The sequence below is a fragment of the Variovorax pasteuri genome (assembly GCF_051216435.1).
Taxonomy (GTDB): domain Bacteria; phylum Pseudomonadota; class Gammaproteobacteria; order Burkholderiales; family Burkholderiaceae_C; genus Variovorax.
This window is the reverse complement of record NZ_JBPJZS010000005.1, coordinates 215,664-233,477: the sequence shown is the minus strand read 5'-3', so window position 1 is coordinate 233,477 and position 17,814 is coordinate 215,664. Positions and strand designations below refer to the sequence as shown.

Sequence of the window (17,814 nt, the reverse complement as noted above, 5' to 3'; positions counted from 1 at the left end):
AATCACACGTGCAGGAAGCGCAAGAGCAGGAAACCCATCATGCTGAGCATTCAGAATCTTTTTGCGGGCTACGGCAAGGTGCAGGTGCTGCACGGCATCTCGATCGACGTGCCCAAGGGCAAGGTCGTGACGCTCATAGGCTCCAACGGCGCCGGCAAGACCACCACCATGCGGGCCGTCTCCGGAATGATCGCGCCCACCGCCGGCGAGATCACGCTCAACGGCAAGCGCATCGAGGGCCTGGAGTCGTACCACATCGCCAAGCTGGGCCTGGCGCATTCGCCCGAGGGACGGCGCGTGTTCGCGACCATGACCGTCACCGACAACCTCACGCTGGGCGCCTTCCCGCGCCTGACCGGCAGCCGCCCGCGCGGCGACGTTGCGGGCGACCTGGAACGCGCGCTCGAACTCTTTCCGCGGCTGAAGGAGCGCCGCATGCAGTTGGCCGGAACGCTGTCGGGCGGCGAGCAGCAGATGCTCGCCATGGCGCGCGCCGTGATGCTGAACCCCGAGGTGGTGCTGCTCGACGAACCCTCGATGGGCCTGGCGCCGATCCTGGTGGCCGAGGTGTTCCGCATCATCGAGCGGCTCAAGAGCGAGGGCGTGACGATGCTGCTGGTGGAACAGTTCGCCGCCGCCGCGCTCGGCGTGGCCGACTACGGCTATGTGCTGGAGAACGGGCGCATCTCACTGCATGGGCCGGCCGAGAAGCTGCGCAGCGACCCGGCCGTCAAGGCCGCCTACCTGGGCGGCGGGCATTAGGCGCCCGGCACGCTGACCTGCGTGTGCCAGACGGCGGCCTCGCGGGCGTCTTTTCTCATGTGCTCCAGGAAGTCCGGCGCCACGCACAGGAACAGCGTCTTGCCGTCCGCACCGCCCAGCGCGCAGGCAAAGACGCCCATCTCGCCGGTCGATATTTCCTGCAGCACACGCCCGCCTTCGGCCACGCGCAGCACGCGGTGGCCCACCGCGTCGGCGATCCAGGCGGCGCCCTGCGCATCGAGCGCGGCGCCATCGGGTGCCACCTTCAGTTGCGGGATGATCGATTCGAGGTCGTGCCCGTCCGGCAGGGCGCCGAAGGTGGCCCAGTCGCGGCGCGGCCCCAGCATGCCGTCGGGCTGGATGTCGAAGGCCGAAATCCTGTTGCCGAAGGTTTCGTTCACGAGCAGCGTCTTGCCGTCCGGCGTGCACATCGCGCCGTTGGCGAAGTGCATGTCCTTGGCGACCACGGTCACGCGGCCGTCGGGGTCGACGCGGGCCAGCTGCGCGGTCTGCACCGGCGCACCGCCCATCAGGTCGAAGCCGAAGTTGCCGACGTAGGCGCGGCCTTGCGCGTCCACCGCCATGTCGTTGACGTGGCCGCCTGCGACGCCCGACAGGTCGGCGTGAACGGCCAGCCTGCCGTCGGCCTCGCGTCGCAGCAGCTTGCGATCGCGCATGGACACGATCAGCAGGCGTCCGTCGGGCAGCCAGCCCAGGCCGGAGGGCTGTTGCGGCACCTCGGCGATTTTCTCGACCTGGCCGTCCAGGCCGACGGCGATGACCTGGTGCGTGTAGAAGTCCGACACCCACAGCCGGCCTTCATGCCAACGGGGCGCCTCGAAATAGCTGTAGCCGGAAACCAGTGTGGAAAACGGGGCGGAAGAGGTGGCGGCGGTCATCGACGATGTCTCCTTGGTTGTGTTTGGCAACCAATCTACATCCGCTGCGCCCAGACCCGCTCGGGATTTGCCCCTCCTGCGCGATGGCCCGGTGCTCGGCACTGCTTTCCAGGTCGCCAGATACTCCTCGGACTACCCACTGAAGAGCGAAGCATGCAATTCCCGAAATTCGGACTCATCCCTGGGCTGGTCCTCGGTGCAGCGCCCGTGGTTGCGCAGATCAACGCCGGAACGCTGCTCCCCACCCCATCGCCGCCGTTCAAGCTCACGAAGGTCGCGCAGTTCGATCTGCCATGGCGCATCGCCTTCCTGCCGGACGGACGCATGCTCGTCACCGAGAAGACCGGCAGGCTTTACCTCACGACCCCATCCGGGCAGAAGCTCGAAGTCGCTGGCGTGCCGCCGGTGCTGTCTCAAGGCCAGAACGGCCTGCTCGGCGTGTACCTGGCCCCGTCCTATTCGAGCGACGGGGCGATCTACCTGACCTATTCGGAGCCCGGACAGGACCCGGGCACCTCAAGCTTGGCCCTCGCCCGCGCGACGCTCAAGATCGGCGCCGGCACCGCCTCGCTCGAGGACCTGAAGGTCGTCTGGCACGACCCGATCAAGGGCAAGGGGGGCCAGGTCGGCGCTGCCGTGGCCTTTTCGCCGGACCAGAAATTTCTCTTTCTCACGGCCGGCGATCGGCAGCGCTTCAGCCCCGCCCAAGACCCGAACCAACCGGCCGGCAAGATCCTGCGACTGACCCTGGACGGCAAGCCCGCGCCCGGCAACCCGATGGAGGGCAAGACCGGCGCACGGTCAGTGCCGGTGATCGATCCGCCCAGAGACACGGAGGCCGCCAGGACCGCGCCGGTCGTGCGCACCCATGTTTTCGACGGCCCCAACCAGACGCCGTCCGAGACATGGACCTCGGGGCATCGCACGCCCTACGGCCTCGCGTTCGCGCCCGATGGTCGCCTTTGGGAGCTCGAGCATGGGCCGCGCGGCGGCGACGAACTCAACCTGATCGAGCCGGGCAAGAACTACGGTTGGCCGCTCGTCTCCTATGCGGTGAACTACGACGGCGTGCCCATTGCAAGCCCCGACACGCGCCCCGACCTGGTCAAGCCGGTGATCTACTGGACGCCTGTCCTCGCGCCCGGCAACTTGATGTTCTACAGCGGCGAGATGTTTCCGAAATGGAAGGGCTCGGCGTTCGCGCCCGGTCTCGTCAGCCGCGCCCTGCACCGGATCGAGGTGCACGGCGCGACCGCGACGCCGGCAGAGCACTGGACGGTGGGCTTTCGCGTTCGCGACGTCGAGCAGGCGCCGGACGGCGCGCTGTGGTTGATCGAGGACGACCACGAGGGCGGCTTGTATCGGCTCACGCCGAAGTAGTCACGCCGAGGCCATCAAGTCCAAGTCGTGGGTGGACTTGCTGCGATCAGGCCAGCGCCGTGCCGAATGTCGCGAGCAGGCGCGTCCAGGCGCGTTCGGATTGGGCAGCGTTGTAGACCTGTGTGTCGGGCGGGCACCAGCCGTGGGCCGCTGGGTACACCTCCACCTCGGCTGGCAGCTTCGCGGCGTCGAACGCCGCACGAAGCGTGACCTTGGCTTCGGGGTCTTTGGTGTCGTCGTTCTCGGCCACTGCAATCAGATAGCGCGCCTGCGTCTGGGCCACCAGGCGATGGGGGCTGTCGGGCGCCGCGGTCACCATGGCAGCACCGTGGAAGGTTCCGACTGCGCCCACGCGGCCGGGCGCCACGGTGGCAGTTCGCACCGCGATCGGGCCGCCCATGCAATAGCCGGTCGTACCCAGCTTGCGCGCCTTGTCCACCTCGCGTTGGGCATCGAGCCAGGTCACGAAGGCTTTCCCGTCGCTCAGGTGCATGGCCGGCGTGAGGGCCTGCATCAGCGGCATCACCTCGGCGATGGGCGTCTGGCCGCCCTGCGCTGCGGTGGGCGCTTTCTTCTGTCTGTAGAAGGGGTTCACCACCAGCACGCTGTAGCCCGACTCGGCCAGCCGCCGACCCATCTGCCTGAAGGCGGGGCGAAGGCCGAAGATGTCGGGCCATACCAGCACGCCGGGTGCCGGGCCCGATGTGGGCGCGACAAAGTACGCGTCGCAGCTGCCATCTGCGGTGGTGATGATCACCTCGCGCTCGGCCACGGCCACCGCGTTGGCCACGCTGGGCAGCGCGGTCAGCAGGCCGGCGGATGCGGCCAAGGCACCGAAGTCGCGGCGGGTGTACTTCTTGAGCTCTTCCTGGTCGTTCAGATCACACACGATGGGTTTACCTCATTTGGATGACGTCAAACGTCAGCTTTTGCCATGAATCGGGGCGGCTAGCAAGCAGGCAGGTTGTCCCCTGCCCCCCGGCGTCTGAAAGGCATTCAGCGGCTCCCAAACCGCCGTGCAAATTTGGTATGCCGAAAAAATTCCAACTTCGCTCGCGCGCCGCCTACTCAGCAAAGCCTGCAGCCGGCGGTAGGCATGGGCCACGGCTTGTGCACTCTCCTGACGCGTTTGCCGAGCTTGATGCACAGCTCGACAGCTCGAATTCTGTCTTCGCATGAATACATGAACTACCTCTTGGTAGTCCAAGTTTTGGGCCACATTCCCGTCTCGCTATCGGCGCAACCTATAGCGTTCAAAGTTGAGTGCCATATCAAATCCGATATCGCAACTGAATTAAAACGTCGGATCCCGTCAGCACCGTGTCAGCATTGATTTACCTCCAGCGAAAGCCAACTGAAATGAAAAAGGATTGCATGGAAAGTTGAGTTAATTCCCCGCGAATGCGCAGATTCGCGCGGCAATCATTTCACCAAAGCATCATATTTCGCCGATAGAGTCATGGCCGCCAGAGATCTCGAAGATCCGGAAATAGTCAATGCAACCATGGAACCAGATAAATGAAGAATCGGAATGATGCGAAAGAAGCTTCCATTGATTTGAATGCGCTTGCCTCGGTGCCGGAAAACAGGCGGAGAGAATTATTGAAATTGATGGCAGCGGCCTCCGTGACGGGAATTGCAACGCTGTCTGGTTGTGGTGGCGGCGGTAATGGCACCAATATGGGATCGCTTCCCATAGCGGGCGCGGGTGGTTCATCAGGCACCGGATCTGGGGCGGGAACTCAAGATCCCTCGACCCAAGTAACGCCAACTCAAAATTCTCCTGCACAGAAGATTTCGAGCTTCAGCATTGCAGTGCTTCCGGATACCCAGTTTTATCCGAGATATGCTTCGGAAAAAATGGGCGAGCTGTACCAGAAGCTGTATGCGAAGATAAATCCGCAATACGACAATCCATTCAAGAGCCAAACCCAATGGATTGCGCAGAACTTCCAGAAGCTGAAGTTGCCCTTCACGATTCACCTGGGCGATGTTGTAGACCAGTCCTGGTATTACACCGCGGAGGGATCGGCACCCTGGAGCAGCTCCACCGATCTCGTGGGCAACGGGCAATTGAGCAACGGTCAGGTCACGAAGGAATGGGAGCTCGCAAGCCAGGCCATGCAGGTGCTCGAAGCCGCAAAATGCCCTTATTCAATCTGTGCCGGAAATCACGACATTGGGGCCGACAAAGACAACAACATGCAATGGGGCCCCGACTGGGGGGTGGGTGTCACCGGCTTTGCCAATGACGACGGTTATCAGGACGGCGGCAGCCACCGAGTCGGACTTTTCGAGCCGTATTTGCAGGTTTTCCCCCCAGAGCGCGCAAAAAAGCAGGCGACGTTCGGGGGCCGACATGCCTCTGGTTTTCATGAATACCATGTTTTTCAAGCCGAGGGAAATCAATTCCTGGTGCTCTCGATGTCATGGAGAGCATCGGACGATGCCATCAGCTGGGCGAATCAGGTCATACAGGCCAACAAGAGCATTCCTGTCATCTTGGTGAACCATCAGCTGGTTGGCATCGGGACGGACGGAAAAACCACCGCTGACACCGCCTACTCAAATTACATGTGGGACAAGCTCATCAAGGGCAACGACCAGATCTTCATGGCGGTCAGCGGTCACTACCATGGTTCCTGCATCAATACGAAGAAAAATTCGCTCGGCAACGACGTCTATTTGATGGTTGTGGATTATCAAATGGCGTACATGGGTGGCAACGGTCTCCTGCGGATGTTTGAGTTCGATCTCACCAACAAGAAGATCATTGCCAGTTCATTCTCGCCGTGGGTGCCCTTGAAGCCTGCAGAGACGCTCAATGAATTCGATGCTGCCTGGCTGACTGATCCGAATCAGTCTTTTTCTCTGGACATGGATTTTGCAAAAAGATTCTCTTCTTTCAATGCAAATTTTTCTGTTCCGGACGGATCATCGGAAGTCGCGCTTACCGACGTGGCGAAGAGTCTGATCTTGACGAATTTCAGCCAGCCTCCGCAAAAGCAGGCCAAGCTCCCGTCGGGCACGGAAGACTATCCCAAGGTGGATGGAACGCTTGCACACTGGCGTTTCTTCAATGCGGCAGCGGAAGAAGGAGATTTGTTTCCCTATCAGCCGGGGCAACAGATCCTGGATTCGTCGGTCGGAGGAAAGAACCCGATTTCGGTGAACACCTGGATGGGAAGCCCGGGCGACCTGGTGTGGTCGAAGAGCCATCACCCCTTGTCGTCGGCACCTGGAAGCCTGCGCTTTCTGAACGCCACCCAAAGCCGATCGACGTATTTCACGACCGACCAGAACTCCGCGCTCAACGTGGAGACCTTTCCGAACGGCTACACCATCGAAGCCTTTGTCAACATCGATCCGGCTTTCGATGCAAACCTCAATGGCTGGATGGGGATCCTCTATCGCCTGGGCGCGCAATCACAGCTGTCTGGCTTCGGTCCGGGCGATGGTGATTGCGCCTTGATGTTCGCGTTCTCGAATCTGATGGAGTTTCAGTGGGAGATTGTCCCGCTCGATCAAAACACGACTCAGGCTTGCTGGTCTGGCGGTGTATCCGCGGGCCAGTGGCTGCACGTTGCCATCGTCAATGATCCGGCGACCTCGTATTCGACCACCATGTATGTGGAGGGCGCTCCGGTTCTGCGGAACAACACGAACATGAAGGGCATCCGCTACGTGGCTCCCACCCAGCAAATAGCGATTGGCTGCGGCCAATGGAACGGGAAGATGTCCACCGGCTTCCTGGGGAACATGGGCGAGATCCGAATCGTCGGCGCGCCACTGTCCTCGGACAAATGGCTCACGGCGCGAGCGGCCTGAAGCCACGGGCCAGTGCGCCGCTGGTGGGGTGCAGGGTATTGAAAAATGCCTCGGCGTCACGCCAGTGAGCGCACCCCGGTTCTCATCGAGGGCGGGGCAATGCACTGTCCGATGATGGATTAGGTCAACGATTTCTCGCAAACATATAAAAGCAGGACAGCCCTTTGGCGCTGGAACAGGAGAATTCGTGCGACTGTATGTTTCCCAGCTTCCTTTCGAGACAGCACTGAGCAGCTCGTTCCTCGTCGCCAGCAGCAGCGACGCCGCCGCGCAATTCGACGACGACATCGAACCCCTTCGGATCTTGCTCATCGATCACGAGTCGACACAGTGCAGATCATTCAGCGAGGGGCTGCGCAAGCATGGGTTTTGCGTTGACATCGCGAATGGCGACAACGCCACTGCGGCCGCGGCACTCCGGGAGGACTACGCGCTGATCCTCCTGAATTCGATGCGGCCCGGCCCGGCCGGAGTCAGTGCCGTTCAGTCGATTCGGCGCAAGACCGATGCGCCCCTTCTGGTGCTTACGGAACGCGACGGCGTTGCTTCTCGCATGGCGGGCCTGGCGTTCGGCGCAAGCGACTATCTGGTCAAGCCGTTCTCGTTTTCCGAACTGCTTGCACGCGTCAGGGCATTGGCCCGCAACACGGGTGTGCGCCGGCAACCGGTGCTGCGCCTGGGCGATCTGAAACTCGACGAGCGCACTGAGAAGTGTTCCCGCGATGGCACCGAACTCGTGCTGACCCGGATCGAGTTCGCGTTGCTGTTGGTGCTGCTTCGCAATGTGGGTCAGGTACTTTCGCGGCAGTTGCTCGCACAGCGCGTATGGAACACGGAGTACGACGGCAAGACCAATGCCGTCGACGTGGCCATCCTGCGTCTGCGCGGCAAGCTCGACGCACCGTTCACCGCGAAGCTGTTGCATACGGTGCGGGGCGAGGGGTACGTCCTCAAGGAGAGCCTTCCGGCCGCGCCCCGCGATCAAGCGATGTTGATGTGTCTCGGCCAGTAGTGACGCGTGCCACCCGAGCGACGGTCGACTTTCTCCGACGCGGCGTGCCGCGCATTCATCGCGTTGCCGTGCGATTCGAGTTGGCGCAGGCACTCCAGAAACACGGCATGGTGCTCGGCATCGATACCTTCGAGCAGAGTGACGTTGAGGCTGGCGATATGCGGAAACAGGTTGTCGAAGAGTTGCCGACCGGCGGTGCTCAATTGCACATGGACTTCGCGGCCATCTTCAGCGTTCTGGCGTCGCTCGATCAGGCGCTTCTCGAGAAGACTGCGCAGGCCGCGCGATGTGCTCACGCGGTCCAGTTGCAGTTCTTCGGCGAGTGCCGATGGCCTGATCTCTCCGACCTGCGCGAGCATCCCGATCATTCCCCACTCGCGATGGGTGATACCGAAGCCTCCTTCAACAATTCGTGTCGCCATGGCCTTGCTTGCGCGCGTGGCGTGCCACAGGCGGTACAGAAGCAGGTCGTTCAGCGTGCGCGGCGCACGTAGTGCCGTCGTGTCGGGAAAGGCTTGCATGCGAATGAAGTGTTGTTGACGAAGTTGCCGGGTAGTTGATTAGGTCAATTGGTAGTTGCGTTTCTATAACCAGCAACAACGCGAAATGTGCGGCAACTCGAAGCGAACGACGAGCTTTTTTTAGCAAAGCACATCGCGCTTCTAGGTTGTCAGGTGCTGATCAGCGTGAAGCGCGAGACGCGCGCAGCCCGCGCCATGGCGCGCATCTTTGGTGCATCGGAAGCGCCTTGAATTGGTGCCTTCTGGCGCTGCCAAGAGAGTGTCGAACGAAGGCGGTCCGAACCCGGCGACGACGACGACAACAACGGGAGGAATCCTTGTGATCGATCTGAATGAAGTAGCGATGTTTGTACAGGTGGCTCGCAGCGGCAGCTTTGCCGAAGCCGCTCGACGGCTGAGCGTGCCCTCTGCCACGATCAGCCGTCGCGTCCAGCAACTCGAAGTGCGGCTGGGCACGCGGCTGATGCAGCGCTCGACCCGCAAGCTCACGTTGACGAGCGCGGGCGAATCCTTTCATGAGCGATGCGGCGCGGCGATCGAGGAGCTCATAGAGGCCGGCCATTTGCATGTGGCGGACAACGCGGAGCCGAGCGGCATCGTGAGGGTGGCCGCGCCGACCGGCTTCTTCGATTTCTTCCAGATGGAATGGGTGGGGAAGTTTCTGTCCGAGCATCCGCTGGTGCGCCTGGACTTCGTTCTCAGCGATCTCATGGCCGATCTGATCGCCGATCGCATCGACGTTGCGTTTCGCAGCGGGCCCCTGCGGGATTCGAGCTATGTGGCCCGAAGGATCTTCGCGAGCTATGGTGAACTGACTGCCAGCCCGACTTACATTGCGGCGCGTGGCATGCCATTGGCGCTTGAAGACCTGAGCGAGCACGAGTGCCTGGTGCAGCCCGATGCCAGCGGCAACGCCACGTGGCGCCTGCAGGACGTGGAGGGCGCCGAGAAGGAGGTGCGCGTGCGAGGGCGTTTCAACAGCAACGCGCCAGAGGCGCTGCGCAAGGCCGCATGTGCGGGCTTCGGGATCGCTGCGCTGCCGTCGATCCTGACGGTCTCCGACATCGCTGCCGGCAGGTTGGTGCGGGTGCTTCCGCAATACACGCGTGCCGGTCGCGGCATGAATGTGGTCTACCCCAGCCGCCAGCAGCGTCCGCTCGCCGTTTCCATGTTTGCCGATATGGCAGTAGAGAAGCTGAGCCGGCTCGAATGGATGCCTGCATCTGGTGCGTAGCGGCCCCGTGTCTTGCCCGCCGAGCAGGCCGCGCGATTGCGCTGAGAAATGATTGAGTGCATTTCATTCTTCGTGCTAGTCGAAAGCACTCATTTCTGCAAACAATTGTCACACTGGTTTCTCAATGACACCGACTATGTTGGTTTATAGGTGATCGAGCAGATGGCGATACAAACACGGATTTCGAAGACAGCAGCGCAGCGGCGTACGAACACCAGCCTGCTGAATTGGCGTGACGTGCCTGCGGCGAACTAGCGCATGGATGCGTCCGGATCACATGGGTGGCGAGAGCGCGGCATGTCCATGCTCAGGCTTGGCGTCTACAAGCTTCCGGTCGCCGAAGTCATCGTGATCGAGACGATCATCCGGCTGTATGCGAGCGACGTCGACTTTCCGTGGACGATGGTCAAGGCGCCGCCGTATGACGCACTGCTGGTCGACGGAACCACGACGCACAGTGAACATGCCGAAGTGGCTGCAATGACCGGGGCCGTGCTCACGCTCACCCGCATGCACTCGGGGGGGCAACCCGACACGATGGAGCGGCCCATCCGTGCCGACAAGCTGCAGCAATGGCTGAGAGCCACCGAGCGCACTTTGCGCGAGGCGCAACCCGAAGGCTTGAGCCTGAGTGAACAGACGGCCCTGGAGATGGAGGTCCCCGATTCGGTCCGCTTCGCGCTGCTGCGCTGGCCGCCGGCGCTGCTGCTGCGCAACGACCCCGACAAAGTGCGCATGGCGAGCCTGCTGGCGCGGCGTGCGCTGAACGCCAGCGAACTGGCCAGCCTGAGCGAACGTCCGCTTTTCCAATGCGTGACTTTCCTGCAGACCCTGCGCGCGGCAGGCATGCTGGAGTTGCATGTGGCTACGGCCGCCTCACGGGCGCACGCGGAGTTGCCGGGTGGCCAGGGAATCTCCACCGCGGTGCGTGGCGATTTCGCGCGCGGCCTTATCAACGGCATCCGTCGCCGGCTAGGGCTTTGAGCGCCATGGCGGAATACAAGATCTTGTTTACGGGCACCGTGGGTGCCGGCAAGACCACCGCGATCGGATGCGTGAGCGAGTTGCCACCCATCGTGACCGACGTGCACAACTCCGACCTGACGATCGACAAGGAGCGCACCACCGTGGGCCTGGACTTCGGCGTGCTCACGCTGGACAGCGGGGACCGCATTCGCATCTTCGGTACGCCCGGCCAGGCGCGCTTCGACTTTCTCTGGAAGATCCTCGTGCGCAACGCACTGGGTGTGATCGTGCTGATGGACAACTCGCGCCCCGACCCGCTGGCGGACCTGTCCATGTACATCGCAGGCTTCGGCGACGCACTCCAGACCATGCCTTGCGCCATCGGTGTGGGGCGGCTGCAGACACATCCGGAACCGACCCTGGACGACTATGCGGAAAGACTCGCCGGCACAGGCCGCGTGTTTCCGATTCTCGGTGTGGACGTGCGAAGAAGGCATGACGTGATCCTGCTGATCGACACGCTGTTGATGCAACTCGAAGCTGATCTGGGGAGAAAGAAGGAATGAGTCTTCAGCAAGGCTTGTCCAGAACGGCAACCGCGCTCGTGCAGCGCGAAGTGCACAAGCTGGTCGATGAGTTGAGCGGTGTGACGGCTGTGGTGGTTGCAACCATCGACGGCTTCGATGTCGCCTCCGCAACTACCGGCGACACCGACCCTGCGCGTGTGGCGGCGATGGCCAGTTCGATCGTTGCCATCAGCAGCGTTTTTTCCGAAGAAGCTCGCCTGGGTCGCCACAAGAGCGTGATCGTCCAGACGGAATCGGGCTTTGCGGTTTTCCACAGTGTGTATAGGCGCGACGCGGAGCTCGTCATCAACGTGCTTGCGCGGGATTCAGCCGTTCTGGCGCTGGTTGCCTATCGGGTCGCCCGGCTCGCCCAGACCCTCGGGGATGCGTGAGCCTGCCAAGGCAGCCGTGCCGGATTTTCTTGAACGAAACTTTTTTGACTGGAGCACCCATTGGCATCTATCAAACAGACCCTTGACGACGTCCTGGGCATCGACGGCGCTCTATGTGCCGCCGTGGTCGACTCCGTCAGCGGCATGGTCCTTGGCTCGGCAGGCTCGGGCCTGGACATGGAAGTCGCCGCGGCCGGCAACACCGAGGTCGTCCGTGCCAAGCTCAAGACCATGCGGGCCCTTGGCCTGAACGACGTGATCGAGGACATCCTGATCACGCTCGGAAGGCATTACCACATCATCCGCCCCTCGTCTTCCAAGGAGGGCGTCTTCATCTACGTTGTGTTGGACAAGCAGCGCGCCAATCTCGCGCTGGCCCGCCGCAAGACGCAGGAGGTGGACAAGTCGATGGACTTCTGAATGTCCGCAGGGCCCGCAGTGCCCGATGCATCGGCAGATGCACTGTTGCAACCGGACGGGCCAGGCGCCCTCATGCGTCGATGTGCAGCATGAGTGCGGTGTCCGTGTAGGTCGGCGTGACCTTGAAGCCTTGCACCGTGATGGCCGAGAACCTGCCGACCAGGGCGCTGCCCGAAACGAGCGTGAGTGTGTCACCCACGCTGGGCGCGAAGCCAGGCTTGAAAGTCACGTTCAGCGCGCCCTTCAGGGCCGCGACCCCGGCAACGCTCAGGCGCCCGGCACCGCTGCCGCCGATGTTCAGCTGCAGCGTGGCGCCGTCCGTCTGGGTGTATGCGCCTTTGATCGTCACCGGCGTGGGTGCGTTGCAGACCAGCATGCCGCCATCCGCGTAGACGCTGCCCTGACCGAAGGCTCCTGCCGAGTCGGCCTGCAGCGCGCCGGCCATCAACTGCGTGCCGCCGGCATAGCTGTTGGTGCCGCCGAGACGGAGCGTTCCGCTGCCTTTCTTGGTGAGCTTGCCGCCACCGGAGATGTTGTTGCGCCAACTGTCCACGGCATTGAAGCCGCCCAGGCTGGCATCCATCGTCACGACCACGTCGCCGTTGAAGATACCGTAGCCATCGGCCGCGTCGAACAGGTTCAAGCGGCCCCAGCCTTCGGGGTCGTCCATCACCGGATAGCCCGAAGGCAGCGCTGTGGTCTTGAGCACCACGCGGCGCTGTGTCGCATCGAGGTAGGGAAGCCGTGTTTCGAGCAGCACTTCAGCGCCCTTGGGTACCACGGCCGGCTTGGTGCTGTCGCCGACCTGCTTGAAGCCGAAAGTCAGGCGGCGCAGGTAGTCGGCCTTGCTGACGGCAAGGTCCGCAAAGCGATCGGCAGTGACATCCTGCGAATGCGCGAAATCGTTGAACGCGGCGGAATTGCCCGCGCCCACTGCAGCCATGAGTACCGTTTGTGCCTGCGCATAGGCTGCGGCCTTGCGGGTGGCATTGGCGCCGGTCGCCAGGCTCGCGGCCGCCACGGCCTGGCCCTGTATGCGTCCGCCGACCACGTCGAGCGGCGAATGCATGCCGGCGAGGATGCGGTTCTCGCCGAGTTCAAGGCCGCGCGCCACCATCTCCTGGAAACGTTGGGGCACCACGTAGGCGAAGGCAAGGGATTTGCGCACTGCTTCTGCCGTGTGTCCACTGACGAAGCCGCCGTCGGTCGCGGGTGTGGTGCTCTTGGCGGGCTCCAGCGCGGGCACCACCTTGACGCTGCTGCTCCAACGCCAAGGGCGCGCGTACTTGTAGTAGCGCTTGGCGGGTTCGGTAGAGCCGTTTTCGCCGATGTTGTTGAGCAGATCCACCACCGTGCCGAAGGTCGGATTGGCTGCGCCGCCTATGCCGACGTCGTTGCCCCCGTCGTTGTAGAGCACTGTGGTGGCGTCGGCGGCGATGCCGGTGATGGTGGTGCTTTGCTGCGTGGCAGTGCGCCAGGCAGCCGTGAGCGGCCCCATGCCGTCGCTGATGCTGTAGCCCTTGCCGCGGCGGTCGTCCAGGTAGGCGGCCAGTTCCTGTGCGGCGGTGCGCGCATTGGTGGCGTCGACGACGTACTGGATGTTGCTGTTCAACACAGCCGTGTTGAGTGCCTTGCCGTCGGTGGCGTCGCCGGGGATGCCGCTCCATGTGGATGCAACGACAGCGGGGAAGCTGCCTTGTGCGGGAGCCGGCGCGCCCGCGTCGACCAGCAGCGTGCTGGGCTGCCAGAAGTCGAGGAACCCGGCGACCACGCGCACGCCGGCATTCGTTTCCTTGGTCGCGTAGCGCGCATCGCCGCGCTGGTTGGTCGCGACGTTGTCGACAAAGGGTGGCGTGGCCGTCGGATCAGGCACCGGAGCGGTGTCGACGAAGCCCAGATCCTTGGGTGGCCCCGCCACCTGGACGGAGGGCGTATTCGTGTTCGCAGGCGGCGCGCCGACGATGGGAAAGGAAACACCGCCGTCATTGCCGCCGCCGCATGCCGACAGGCACAGGGCTGCAACGAGGGTGATGGCGAACGAATGACGGGAGGAAAGGAAGGATGGCATGGGGACGTGATTCAGAGATTGAAGGCGCAGCGGCCGGGCCGCCAAACGCAGCCGCGCAATCTATCCATGCAACAAGTCATGGTTATGAAACATCACGTTGTGGATCGGGTCCGCCAGGCTGGGTGACTCTGTCGAAGAGGGCCGGCAGGCCAAAGCCGCATGCGGTGTCCGGCCACCGCCGATGCGGGGGCACTGCGCAATGCAGCGGCAATACCTGGTAGAGGCTGTCGGTGTGATTGAGCGACTGCTTTCCGCAATTTCGAAGGACAGCAGCGGTCCCCGAGCTGCCGTTGCTCGCCATCCAAGACGCGATATTCAGCCGCTGAGTTCCAGACTCGACGAATCAAACCCCTGAGATTTCCAACTTGAACGAAACAGGAGTTCCCGCGATGGAGTTCAAAGGAAGTGGGGCCTCATCGTCATCGAGTACCGACAGCTGTTCCCGCGCAAGCGCTACGCCATCACGTCGGTGCGCGGCAACCTCAGCTGCGTCTTCAGCGTCTCGAACACCTGGCGTGTGACCGGGTTCACCACATGGCTGCGCACGTACAGGTGGTAGGCCAGGTCGGGCAGCCGCGGCATGCCGTCGCCGGCGCCCAGCACGCGCAGCCCCGCGTCGAGCTGCTCCACGCCGCGCGCCGTCACACCGAGCCCCGCGCGCAGCGCGGCCTTGATGCCGATCAGGCTCGACGAGGTGTAGCGCGGCGTCCAAGCCACGCCCGCCGCATCGAGCGCCTCGTGGCCGATGCGCCGGAAGATGCTGGGGCCGTCGGCCATGATGAGCGGCACGGGCTTGGCCGGGTCGTGCACGTAGCTCGCGGCGCACAGCCACACGGTGGGCGAGTTGCGCAGCACCACGCCTTCGAACTGCGACTGCGCGTCGGCGCGGTTGGAGATGATCATGTCGACCTCGCCGCTCTTGAGCGAGGTCATCAGGTAGGGGCTGCGGCCGATGTGAATGTCCAGCTGCAGCAGCGGCGAAGTACGCGCCACCTCGGTCAGCAGCAGCGGCAGCATGGTTTCGGCCACGTCGTGCGGCGCACCGATGCGCAGGTTGCCTTCGAGCTGGCCCTGGCGCAGGCTGCGCAGCGCCTCGTCGTTCAGCGCGAGCATGTGGTGCGCATAGGTGAGCAGGCGTTCGCCGTGCTCGGTCAGGCGCTTCTGCCGGCCCTGCTTGGCGAACAGCGGATGGCCGATCTGCTCTTCGAGCCGCTGCATCTGCTGCGTGATGGCCGACTGCGTGCGCTCCAGGTGCACCGCCGCCGCCGCAAAACTGTGGTGGCTGACGACGGCGGCAAAGGAGCGCAGCAGTTCAAGATCGAGGGTGGCCATACATTAATTTTATTGATGTGTTTCGTGCGCTGCTTGGATTGTTGCGTCACGCCGCCGTCACTACAGTGAATGCATACCGAACAGGCAACCCCACTGGAGAACACGCATGAGCACCCCTTCCGAGCAACGCCAGCAGGCGGTCGAGGCATCCATCGGCGAGATGAAGAAAGCCATCGGCGGCGCTGAAGCGACCCGCGACCACCTGAAGACCGTGCTCGCTGCGCTCGAAGGCCTGGCCGCGCACACCGCCTATTGGGGCGCCGCCGACTTCCCGCCGCCCGAGGCCGGCGAGCACCAGGCGCGCTACCTCATTGCCGAAGACGTGGACCAGAGCTACGCGCTCTACCTGAACGTGATGCGCCCGGGCAAGAAGATCGTGCCGCACAACCACACGACCTGGGCCTGCATCGCGGCAGTGGAAGGCACCGAGCACAACCGCGTATACGAGCGCACCGACGACGCCAGCGTGCCGGGCGTGGGCACGCTGAAGGAAACGGCGCTGGTCGTCGTGGCACCGGGAACGGGCATTGCGCTGATGCCCGAGGACATCCACTCGGTCGAGATCCAGGGCGAGCAGGTCATTCGCCACCTGCACATGTACGGCCGTGCGCTCGAAACGCTGAACCAGCGCACCGCATACGACATGGCCGCTGGCACGTACCAGACCATGGGCATCGGCGTGCAGACGCGCCGCTAGTCCGCTTCTCTTTTTCACGTTCCTTTTCTTCATGCGGGTCGCGCGTTGCGCGGCCGCGCAGGACACCGTTCGTTCCAACGACTCGCTCTCATGACCTCTTTCATCGATCCGAAGACCCTCAAGGCCTGGCTGCACGACGGCGCGGAGATTGCGCTGCTCGACGTGCGCGAGCACGGCCAGTACGGCGAGGCGCACCTGTTCTACGGCATTCCGTTGCCATTCAGCCGGCTGGAGCTCGACGCGCCGCGGCTGGTGCCGCGACGCAGCACGCGCGTGGTGGCGTACGACGAAGGCGCGGAAGACAACGTGGCGCAGCGCGCCGCCGCGCAGCTGGCGGCGCTGGGCTACACCGACGTGCATGTGTTGCAAGGCGGCGCGCAGGCCTGGCAGGCCGCGGGCTACGTGCTCTTCGCGGGCGTGAACCTGCCCTCGAAAACCTTCGGCGAACTGGCCGAGGAGGCCTATCACACGCCCCGCGTCAGCGCCGACCAGTTGGCCGAAATGCTCGCGCGCAACGACCGCGTGGTCGTGCTCGACGGCCGGCCGGTGAGCGAGTTCCACAAGATGAACATCCCGAGCGCCACCTGCTGCCCCAACGGCGAGCTGGCCTACCGCGTGCGCCAGCTGGTGCCCGACACGACCACGCCCATCGTCATCAATTGCGCGGGGCGCACGCGCAGCATCATCGGCGCGCAGACGCTCATCAACCTGGGGCTGCCCAACCCGGTGTATGCGCTGGAGAACGGCACGCAGGGCTGGTACCTGAACGACCACGTGCTGGAGCACGGCGGCACGCGCCGCTATGCCGACGACAGCGGCAACGCCGACCTGCGCCCCGCCGCGCAGGCACTGGCCGCGCGCTTCGACGTGCCGGTGGTGAACGCGCAGACGGTGCAGCAGTGGGCGGCCGACGCAGGCCGCAGCCTGTTCCTGTGCGACGTGCGCACGCCGGAAGAGTTCGCGGCCGGCAGCCTGCCGGGGGCGCAGCACACGCCGGGCGGGCAGCTGATGCAGGCGGGCGACCAGTACTTCGGCGTGCGCGGTGCGCGGCTGGTGCTGCTGGACGACGACGGTGTGCGCGCGCCCACCATCGCGAGCTGGCTGCGGCAGATGGGCCATGACGCGAGCGTGCTCGAAGGCGGGCTGGCCAGCGGGCTGGCACTGGCGCCAGCGGCGCCACCGGCCGCCCCCGCGCTGGCCGCCATCGACGCGCAGGCACTGGCCGCGCGGCTGGAGAAGAACGACGTGGCGCTGGTCGACCTGCGCGGCAGCATGCCGTTTCGCGCGGGCCACATTCCGCAGGCGCGCTGGTCGATCCGTCCGCGCCTGGCCGCCGACGTGAAGAACGAGACGCGCCAGCTGGTGCTGGTGGCCGACGACGCGGCGCTCGCGGCATGGACGGCGGCCTCCGAGCTGGCCGGCTCCCCTGCGCCGCTGCTGCTGAAGGGCGGCATGGCCGCGTGGCGCGCCGCCGGCCTGCCGGTCGAGGCCACCCCCGCGCTGCCCGCCGACAGCGACTGCATCGACTACCTGTTCTTCGTGCACGACCGGCACGACGGCAACAAGGAAGCCGCGCGCCGCTATCTGGCATGGGAGACGGGCCTCGTCGCGCAGCTCGATGCGCAGGAGAAGGCCGCGTTTCGATTGCCCGCAGGCGCATCGCACGCATGAGCGCGCGGGTGCTGCCGCACCCGCACCCGCACCCCGAATTCAAAGCACCGCAGTTTCTGTTCGTCC

17 protein-coding genes are annotated in these 17,814 nt (G+C 63.9%); 12 read left to right on the top strand and 5 right to left on the bottom strand.

The window, feature by feature from the left end; translation table 11 throughout:
- Nucleotides 1–39 precede the first annotated feature (39 nt).
- Nucleotides 40–762 carry an ABC transporter ATP-binding protein gene (locus ACSFBM_RS20080; protein ID WP_435485949.1) on the top strand — a complete coding sequence of 241 codons (723 nt, stop codon included), beginning with the start codon at nt 40–42 and terminating at the stop codon, nt 760–762.
- Here the strand turns inward: ACSFBM_RS20080 and ACSFBM_RS20075 are convergent.
- On the bottom strand, nt 759–1,661 hold the full coding sequence (locus ACSFBM_RS20075; protein ID WP_435485948.1) for an SMP-30/gluconolactonase/LRE family protein: 903 nt from the start codon (nt 1,659–1,661) through the stop codon (nt 759–761). The two genes, ACSFBM_RS20080 and ACSFBM_RS20075, sit on opposite strands and share 4 nt — an antisense overlap.
- A gap of 153 nt (nt 1,662–1,814) precedes the next feature.
- Here ACSFBM_RS20075 and ACSFBM_RS20070 point away from each other — a divergent pair, with 153 nt between their 5' ends.
- The gene (locus tag ACSFBM_RS20070; protein WP_435485947.1) at nt 1,815–3,041 is read left to right on the top strand and encodes a PQQ-dependent sugar dehydrogenase; all 1,227 of its coding nucleotides are present in this window, start codon (nt 1,815–1,817) and stop codon (nt 3,039–3,041) included.
- Between the two features lie 46 nt (nt 3,042–3,087).
- Here the strand turns inward: ACSFBM_RS20070 and ACSFBM_RS20065 are convergent, their stop codons facing one another.
- Nucleotides 3,088–3,930 (bottom strand): dienelactone hydrolase family protein, encoded by an 843-nt coding sequence (locus ACSFBM_RS20065; protein WP_435485946.1) that lies wholly within the window; start codon nt 3,928–3,930, stop codon nt 3,088–3,090.
- A 629-nt stretch (nt 3,931–4,559) separates the two neighbouring features.
- Between ACSFBM_RS20065 and ACSFBM_RS20060 the strand changes: the two genes are divergently transcribed.
- Complete coding sequence (locus ACSFBM_RS20060) at nt 4,560–6,869, top strand: LamG-like jellyroll fold domain-containing protein (protein ID WP_435485945.1); 2,310 nt, start codon at nt 4,560–4,562, stop codon at nt 6,867–6,869.
- 187 nt (nt 6,870–7,056) lie between these two features.
- Nucleotides 7,057–7,881, top strand: coding sequence for a winged helix-turn-helix domain-containing protein (locus ACSFBM_RS20055; protein WP_435485944.1), 825 nt, complete (start codon nt 7,057–7,059; stop codon nt 7,879–7,881).
- On the opposite strand, the gene ACSFBM_RS20050 is transcribed toward ACSFBM_RS20055, so the two are convergent.
- On the bottom strand, nt 7,851–8,402 hold the full coding sequence (locus ACSFBM_RS20050) for a MarR family winged helix-turn-helix transcriptional regulator (protein ID WP_435485943.1): 552 nt from the start codon (nt 8,400–8,402) through the stop codon (nt 7,851–7,853). The two genes, ACSFBM_RS20055 and ACSFBM_RS20050, sit on opposite strands and share 31 nt — an antisense overlap.
- An 87-nt stretch (nt 8,403–8,489) precedes the next feature.
- Here ACSFBM_RS20050 and ACSFBM_RS20045 point away from each other — a divergent pair, with 87 nt between their 5' ends.
- The 6 genes from ACSFBM_RS20045 to ACSFBM_RS20020 all read left to right on the top strand — a co-directional run bounded on the left by ACSFBM_RS20045 (nt 8,490) and on the right by ACSFBM_RS20020 (nt 11,980).
- Nucleotides 8,490–8,633: a hypothetical protein gene (locus tag ACSFBM_RS20045; RefSeq protein WP_435485942.1), complete on the top strand. Its 144-nt coding sequence runs from the start codon at nt 8,490–8,492 to the stop codon at nt 8,631–8,633.
- A gap of 88 nt (nt 8,634–8,721) precedes the next feature.
- A complete protein-coding gene (locus tag ACSFBM_RS20040) occupies nt 8,722–9,636 on the top strand; it encodes a LysR family transcriptional regulator (RefSeq protein ID WP_435485941.1) in 915 nt (304 codons plus the stop codon).
- Nucleotides 9,637–9,933: 297 nt separating this feature from the next.
- Nucleotides 9,934–10,620, top strand: coding sequence for a hypothetical protein (locus ACSFBM_RS20035; RefSeq protein ID WP_435485940.1), 687 nt, complete (start codon nt 9,934–9,936; stop codon nt 10,618–10,620).
- 23 nt (nt 10,621–10,643) lie between these two features.
- On the top strand, nt 10,644–11,168 hold the full coding sequence (locus tag ACSFBM_RS20030) for a GTP-binding protein (protein WP_435485939.1): 525 nt from the start codon (nt 10,644–10,646) through the stop codon (nt 11,166–11,168).
- The gene (locus tag ACSFBM_RS20025; RefSeq protein ID WP_435485938.1) at nt 11,165–11,560 is read left to right on the top strand and encodes a roadblock/LC7 domain-containing protein; all 396 of its coding nucleotides are present in this window, start codon (nt 11,165–11,167) and stop codon (nt 11,558–11,560) included. Before ACSFBM_RS20030 ends, ACSFBM_RS20025 begins: the two co-directional genes overlap by 4 nt.
- Before the next feature lie 60 nt (nt 11,561–11,620).
- Nucleotides 11,621–11,980 (top strand): hypothetical protein, encoded by a 360-nt coding sequence (locus ACSFBM_RS20020; protein WP_435485937.1) that lies wholly within the window; start codon nt 11,621–11,623, stop codon nt 11,978–11,980.
- A gap of 70 nt (nt 11,981–12,050) precedes the next feature.
- Here ACSFBM_RS20020 and ACSFBM_RS20015 read toward each other — a convergent pair whose 3' ends face one another.
- Both ACSFBM_RS20015 and ACSFBM_RS20010 read right to left on the bottom strand, forming a co-directional pair.
- Nucleotides 12,051–14,048 (bottom strand): acid phosphatase, encoded by a 1,998-nt coding sequence (locus ACSFBM_RS20015; RefSeq protein ID WP_435485936.1) that lies wholly within the window; start codon nt 14,046–14,048, stop codon nt 12,051–12,053.
- 453 nt (nt 14,049–14,501) lie between these two features.
- A complete protein-coding gene (locus ACSFBM_RS20010) occupies nt 14,502–15,380 on the bottom strand; it encodes a LysR substrate-binding domain-containing protein (RefSeq protein WP_435485935.1) in 879 nt (292 codons plus the stop codon).
- 106 nt (nt 15,381–15,486) lie between these two features.
- Here ACSFBM_RS20010 and ACSFBM_RS20005 point away from each other — a divergent pair, with 106 nt between their 5' ends.
- Together ACSFBM_RS20005 and ACSFBM_RS20000 are read left to right on the top strand one after the other, a co-directional pair.
- Nucleotides 15,487–16,077, top strand: a complete 591-nt coding sequence (locus ACSFBM_RS20005) for a cysteine dioxygenase family protein (protein WP_435485934.1) — start codon at nt 15,487–15,489, stop codon at nt 16,075–16,077.
- Nucleotides 16,078–16,167: 90 nt separating this feature from the next.
- A complete protein-coding gene (locus ACSFBM_RS20000; protein WP_435485933.1) occupies nt 16,168–17,748 on the top strand; it encodes a rhodanese-like domain-containing protein in 1,581 nt (526 codons plus the stop codon).
- Nucleotides 17,749–17,814: the final 66 nt, after the last annotated feature.